Annotated in this window: 9 protein-coding genes; 6 read left to right on the forward strand and 3 right to left on the reverse strand. The window is 32.7% G+C overall.

Annotated features, from left to right (window positions below; genetic code table 11):
• On the forward strand, positions 1-1,077 hold a 1,077-nt coding region (locus tag ACTG3Y_RS12970), incomplete at its 5' end, for an FG-GAP repeat domain-containing protein (protein ID WP_439153346.1).
• A gap of 42 nt (positions 1,078-1,119) precedes the next feature.
• Here the strand turns inward: ACTG3Y_RS12970 and ACTG3Y_RS12975 are convergent.
• Complete coding sequence (locus ACTG3Y_RS12975; RefSeq protein ID WP_439153347.1) at positions 1,120-2,055, reverse strand: IS110 family transposase; 936 nt, start codon at positions 2,053-2,055, stop codon at positions 1,120-1,122.
• A gap of 375 nt (positions 2,056-2,430) precedes the next feature.
• Here ACTG3Y_RS12975 and ACTG3Y_RS12980 point away from each other — a divergent pair, with 375 nt between their 5' ends.
• From ACTG3Y_RS12980 to ACTG3Y_RS13000, 5 genes are all read left to right on the forward strand, one after another.
• A complete protein-coding gene (locus tag ACTG3Y_RS12980; RefSeq protein ID WP_439153348.1) occupies positions 2,431-2,916 on the forward strand; it encodes a YybH family protein in 486 nt (161 codons plus the stop codon).
• Between the two features lie 223 nt (positions 2,917-3,139).
• Entirely contained in the window at positions 3,140-3,517 is a 378-nt protein-coding gene (locus ACTG3Y_RS12985; RefSeq protein WP_439153349.1) for a DUF2200 domain-containing protein, read from the forward strand.
• 68 nt (positions 3,518-3,585) lie between these two features.
• On the forward strand, positions 3,586-4,077 hold the full coding sequence (locus ACTG3Y_RS12990) for a hypothetical protein (RefSeq protein ID WP_439153350.1): 492 nt from the start codon (positions 3,586-3,588) through the stop codon (positions 4,075-4,077).
• A gap of 33 nt (positions 4,078-4,110) precedes the next feature.
• Positions 4,111-4,665, forward strand: coding sequence for a DUF7010 family protein (locus ACTG3Y_RS12995; protein WP_439153351.1), 555 nt, complete (start codon positions 4,111-4,113; stop codon positions 4,663-4,665).
• Entirely contained in the window at positions 4,665-5,015 is a 351-nt protein-coding gene (locus ACTG3Y_RS13000; protein ID WP_439153352.1) for a ribose-5-phosphate isomerase, read from the forward strand. The genes ACTG3Y_RS12995 and ACTG3Y_RS13000 overlap by 1 nt, the downstream gene beginning before the upstream one ends.
• Here ACTG3Y_RS13000 and bshA read toward each other — a convergent pair.
• Complete coding sequence (gene bshA / locus ACTG3Y_RS13005) at positions 5,012-6,148, reverse strand: N-acetyl-alpha-D-glucosaminyl L-malate synthase BshA (RefSeq protein ID WP_439153353.1); 1,137 nt, start codon at positions 6,146-6,148, stop codon at positions 5,012-5,014. The genes ACTG3Y_RS13000 and bshA overlap by 4 nt on opposite strands.
• 94 nt (positions 6,149-6,242) lie before the next feature.
• A partial coding sequence (locus tag ACTG3Y_RS13010) for a serine hydrolase domain-containing protein (RefSeq protein WP_439153354.1) occupies positions 6,243-6,623 on the reverse strand: 381 nt, incomplete at its 5' end.

Below are 6,623 nucleotides of genomic sequence, written 5' to 3' on the forward strand. Positions count from 1 at the left end.
GTAAATGCTCAAGAAATAGAATTTAAATCCAACTCAAGAACTGTATTAGGTTTTGCAAAAGATAAATCCGCTTCAATCAGTACTGGAGATATAGACAATGATGGAGATATAGATATAATAGTCGCAAACGGAAGACATTGGCCAGAGCCAAATAAGATATTTATTAATAATGGTTTTGGCGTTTTTACCATATCAAAATTACTAGACCAAGTAAACGAAACTAGTTATGCAACTGAATTAGCTGATTTTGATGGTGATGGAGATTTAGATATCGCTGTTGGTAATGATATGGCCCCGAATACACTATACATCAATAATGGTCAAGGTGAATTTGTTAAATCTGGAAACTTTGGTGAAAAATATGCACCTACACGTAATTTAAAAACAGTTGATATTGACTCTGATGGAGATATTGACATCCTTATTACAAATAGAGGAAGAGAAAATGAAATTTGTTTAAATAATGGGAAAGGACAGTTTAATGAGATTGTGAAATTTGGCTCAAAAGATGACTCAACTATTGATGTTGACGTTATAGATATAAACAAAGATGGTCATAAAGATATAATTTTAGCTAATAGGGACAGACAACAAAATTTCATCTATTTGAATGATACCAATTTAAATTTTGTTAAAAAAATCCCTTTCGGTAGTGGAAATGACGAAACAAGGTCCGTTAGTGTGGTTGATATTAATAATGATGGATTTTATGACATTATTACTGCTAACATCAAAGAAGCAAACATAATTTATTTTGGGAATCGTGAATTGAATTATGAAAAAAAAGTAATTTTTGATCACGCTTCTGACAATTCATATTCATTAGATTTTGGAGATTTAGACGGTAACGGAACTATAGATATTGTTATCGCAAATTCAGGAGAACCAAATCAGGTATTTCTTAATTTTGAAAAAGGAACATCTTGGAAAAAAGTCAGTTTAAGAAATGATAAATCAGCAACATACGACATTATAATTGCAGACTTAAACAATGATAGTAGATTAGATATAATTGAAAGTAACTCAGACGATATTAACTTTTTCTATCGAAATACAATTAACAATAAAAAAGATTAAAAACTGGTTGTAACAAAGAACTGAGTTAAAAAACAAGCAATTTTAAGCTAATTTAGAAACAAAGTTTTCATCATAAGGCAATCCACGTTTTGCAATGGCAAAAGCCTGTTTTAAGAGCTTATTGGCTACTGCGATCAATGCTACTTTTTTACTTTTTCCCTTGGCCACAATGCGCTCATAAATTTCCCTACATGCCTTGTTGTATTTACAGGCTGAGAAAGCACATAAAAACAACAGGTTTCTAAGCTTCTTATTACCAACCTTACTAATCCTACTTCTTCCTCTAACGCTGCTTCCAGATTCCCGTATGGTGGGTGTGATACCAACATAACTACATAGCTGTGATGCTGTTTCAAATTTCGAAAAACCATCAGTTACCACAATTAAAAACAAAGCGGTCTTTACGCCCATTCCTGGAATACTCTTAAGCAATGTCAATTGTTGTTGTTGGTCCTGTTTCACCAGTTCCAAAAGACGATCCTTAAGCAATCCGATCTCTTTGTTGAGATGTTTCAATTGTCGTTTTAGTGAACGGTAAACAAACTTCGATGGTATACCCAAAACTTCTTCGCCATGAAGCTTGTTCTTCGCTGCGGTAAAGAGTTGCAAACATTCTGCATGTACATCGGTTAGGGCGTCATAAAGCGGCAAATCGTTCATTGTACCATACTCACATATAGATTTGGCATCACTCTTATCTGTTTTCACCTTAGCTAGTTTCATCTGGATAAACCGTTTAACAGATAAGGGATTAACAACCGATACGGCTACTCCCCTTTTATGTAAAAACTGTGCTAACCTATAATGATAATAGCCCGTAGCTTCCATAACCACCAAAGCGTTTGAAGGAAGTGCCTTTAATAGACTTTTAAAGCCTTTATCATCATTCTTGAATTGAAAGTGACCTGATGTGTCACTATAGACATTAAAGACATTTTTACTAATGTCTATACCATAAATTTTTTTACCTTTAATCATAAGAACTGAATTTGGAAAGGACATTCTACTTTACTTTCAACAACTTAAAATCGAGGTCTTAAGCCTCATAGAACTGAACGAAATTTAGGTAGAAAAAGAGAGAGGATTATCAATGTCGAAGTCTTAAGCTTCACCGTGTATACTAACCTTAATTCTCTCTTTTATTCTTTCTGATTTATACTATAAATTTAATAGATTGTAAACTTAAGCCGTGTATAATTCATTGCTAGTTATAGCTTACTTACGAAAGTCCTCGCGGACTTTCTATCTGTGATTTATTTGCTAACTTTAGTACTTAAACACGCAACGAAATCATACACTAGACCGTTGTACGCAAGCTTGACTCGTCCTGAATAACCTTAAAAACTTTAAACTATGAGAAGTTCATTAATTCTTTTTTGTATTCTGATCCTTGTTTCTTGTAAAGAAAAGAGCAGCAGGGATCAACAAGAGTTTTCAAACACCCATACCCTTGATATTCAAAACGAATTAGCATCAATTGAGAAAACTCGCCAGATATTCATGAAGGCTGTTAAAGAAGGTGATGGAGAAACCATTGGAAAAATGGTTACTAAAAATGCTAAGACTATATCACCAGGAAGTAACGATTGGGGTGAAATGTATAAGACTGCTAAAAATCAAGGTCCATTTCCTTACGATAGTATTACCATGTTTCCAAAAGAAACAATCATCGCATCAGATAGTATTGCTTATGATTTTGGTATAAGTCATGTATACTATACAAATAGTGAAGGAAATGTAGTTGAGCTGAAAGACAGCTTCTTAGCTATCTTAAAAAAAGGGAAAGACGGCGTTTGGCGACTCCACCGAGAGGTAGCGTCATCAAATGTAACTGAATGATAATGTATGAATCAAATATAAACTACAGACAACACTATGGCGTAATTAAAAGACAGGCTTACGAAAATTACTGCGCCAGATTTTTGTACTGTTGTCCTCTGTAATTTTCTATCTGTTATTTGTTTGCTAAATTAGTTGTTGAAAGGCACAACAAACAATACTAACGCATTTACGTAGCAAAACGGTCATAAACACACTAACTTTAATTTAAAATCGAAAAAATATGAAAGTTACAGTAGAAAAAAATGAGCAAGTTGCCAATATGATTTTTTCGTCCATTTATCCCCATTACCTCAATAGAATAAAAAAGAAAGGCAGAACAAAAGAGGAACTCAACCAGGTAATTGAATGGTTAACCGGTTTTAATCAGGATACTTTACAAGCATTTATTGATGAAAAAGTTACATTTAGAACTTTTTTTCAAAAAGCTAATATCAATCCAAATGCTCATCTAATAAAAGGGGTCGTTTGTGGATATAGAATTGAAGACATAGAGGACAAATTTGATACTTATAAGCAATGTAGACGTATGGAAAAACTGATTGATGAATTGGCAAGAGGTCGAAAAATGGAAAATATTTTACGAGAGGAAAAGAAATAGAAACTCATAATTAATCTACTTAAGTAATAGTCATTTTATTTGGTAAAATTTTAAAAATTATAAACGAATTGAATCTCAGGCAAAAACTTATAAATATTGAGGAAACAAACTACACTTCTAAATTGAGTGAAGCTGAACTAAAATTACAACTAGAACATCTATTCAATAATAATACTTTAGGTTTAGTAGGGAGATTCAATAGTAGTACTGAGTTTACAGTTCATAATAAAATGAATATTATTGGATGGAGCATGCCACATTTAAAACGAAAGTCAGCCTATGGTTATGGTACATTCGCTAATACTCAAAAAGGAACATTGTTAAACTTGCTTATAAAACCTAATTCCATTCTACCCATTTTCGCTATAGCAGCAGCTATTACTGGATTTATATTACTTCTAGTAGTACTTTTAATGTCTGAATATGATGGGTTTTACTTATTCTTTGGGTTGTTGTTAATTGTTTTAAGCTTAGTATACTATCCTTTAAGTATATACTTCAGAAATCAACTTAGAAACAAAATTGTGAATTTTTTAGAATTGAATAGTGTTCAGTCTTAATTTTAATAAATATTATCAACAAAGCATAATCAAATGAATAGATCATTAGAAGAACAACGTATTGAATTTTTAAAGCAAAAATTTTTAGCAACACCACTATCTGGACTAATAGTTTGGACAGTCATTGGAATTACAGGTGTATTTTTTTCTGACTTTATTTCTGTTTGGTCTATTTTTATAGGAACTGGCAGTATTGTTTATTTGGGTCTATTTCTGTCTAAATTTACTGGTGAGAATTTTTTAGACAAAAGCAAACCTAAAAATGAGTTTGATACGCTTTTTCTTTTTACTGCAGCACAAGCTATCTTGGTATATTCCATAGCTATTCCTTTTTTCTTAATAGACTATTCTTCGCTACCATTATCTGTTGGCATATTAACTGGTTTAATGTGGTTACCATTTTCTTGGATCATCAATCATTGGGTTGGAATTTTTCATACGTTGACCAGAACAATCTTAGTTGTAGGGCTTTGGTATCTCTTACCTGAACATAGATTTGTAGTGATTCCTTTTGCTATTGTATTGGTCTATATTATTACAATATTAATCTTAACAAATCGAAAACCATCAGATAAATTAACGATATAATGCCGAAAATACTTTACAGAATTTATGTTATAGAATTATCGAAGCGTGTGGATACTGAACACACTAAATTTAGAAATGCAAATCCTCAATTTAATGGTGTTTTAGAGTGTTTATACATTGGTATGACTAGTAAATCTCCTAAAGAGCGTTTTGAGCAACACAAATCTGGATACAGAACTAAAAAAGGTCATAAAATATCATCTAATATTGTTGAAAAGTATGGTTTGTATCTAAGACCAAGTTTATACAATCATATAGATCCATTTCTTTCAAGAAAAGAAGCGATCATTGCTGAAGAACAGATTGCATTAGAATTACGACGCGAAAAATATGCAGTGTGGTTTAATTAAATTACAAAAAACTCTTTCAGCGTTTCCTTATAGATTTTTTCGTATTGTGGTACAATCTCATGAATGTCAAACTTTAATGATTGTGCTTTAGCGTTTGCCTTAAACTTTGCTAAGGTTTCAGGGTCTTTTAATATTTTCAAAGCGTTTTTAGTCATGTCATTGACTGCATTGACATCGCTCAAATACCCTGAATAACCGTCCACATTGACTTCTGGAAGTCCACCTGTATTGGTTGATATTACCGGAATACTACTCGCCATTGCTTCTAATGCGGCAAGTCCAAAACTTTCGGTTTGCGATGGTAATAAAAACAAATCACTAAAACATAGAATACGATCTATTTCATTACTGTTTCCAAAGAAAATAACCTTGTCAGATATACCCAATTCTTCAACTAAATTTTCAGCATGCTCTTTCTCAGGTCCTTCGCCAACCATCATTAATTTAGCAGGAAGCTCTTTCTGTACATTATAAAAGATTTTTATAACGTCAGGAATTTGTTTTACCTCTCTAAAATTACTGATATGAGTAATAATACGTTCGTCATCTTCTGCCATCATAGCGCGCTGACAATCAGTGAAATTATTAAGATGTTTATCTAAATCTATAAAATTAGGTACGACGTGAATGTCTCTTTCGATATTAAACAAACGCTTGGTATCCTTTCTTAGACTTTCAGAAACGGAAGTTACCGCATCAGATTTGTTTATACTAAAGGTTACTGCAGGTTTATAAAACGGATGACTTCCAACTAAGGTAATATCAGTACCATGCAATGTGGTTACAATTGGCACCAAGATATCTTCGTCTAAAAGCATTTGTTGTGCCATGTAAGCTGCATATGCATGTGGTATAGCATAATGGACGTGCAACAACTCAATACCATGTAATTTAACCATATCCACTAACTTACTAGACAAGGCTAATTCATATGGTTGATAATGAAATAAGGGATACTCTGGAACATGTACTTCATGAAAATGTACATCGTTACTCAACAATTCTAATCTTACTGGTTGTCCATAAGATATAAAGTGTATTTCATGCCCACGTTTAGATAGTTCTAAACCTAACTCTGTGGCTACAACTCCACTCCCACCGAAGGTTGGATAACAAACAATTCCTATTTTCATAAATACCTTTAAATGTCTTTGGTTAGAAATAAAGTGTCAAGTTATTTTAAATACTAACAACTTCAAGCCTTTTTAACGTATTCTTAGTAGAATACTACTCAACTATAGCTTCATAGATCAATCGTTGAATCTCCGTTCTTATGTTCTCTCTAAGTAATAAATTTTTACCTGCTTCAGGATAGGTTCTATTGGCTAAAAAGACATATACAATTTCTTCTTCCGGATCTGCCCAGGCATAGGTTCCTGTGAAACCAGAATGTCCAAAGCTTGTCATAGAAATACAACCACAAGTTGGTCCTTCTTCACCTAATTGTGGCTTGTCAAAACCAATGCCACGTCTATTATCATTTTCGCAAAAATAACAGGTGTTAAACTTGTCAATAGTTTCGCTCTTAAGGTAGCGTTTTCCACCATAAAACCCTTTTTGCAAATACATTTGCATTAATTTAGCGACATCATTGGCATTACTGAATAT

Origin of the sequence: Winogradskyella sp. (assembly GCF_965656915.1) — a bacterium.
Lineage (GTDB): Bacteria > Bacteroidota > Bacteroidia > Flavobacteriales > Flavobacteriaceae > Winogradskyella.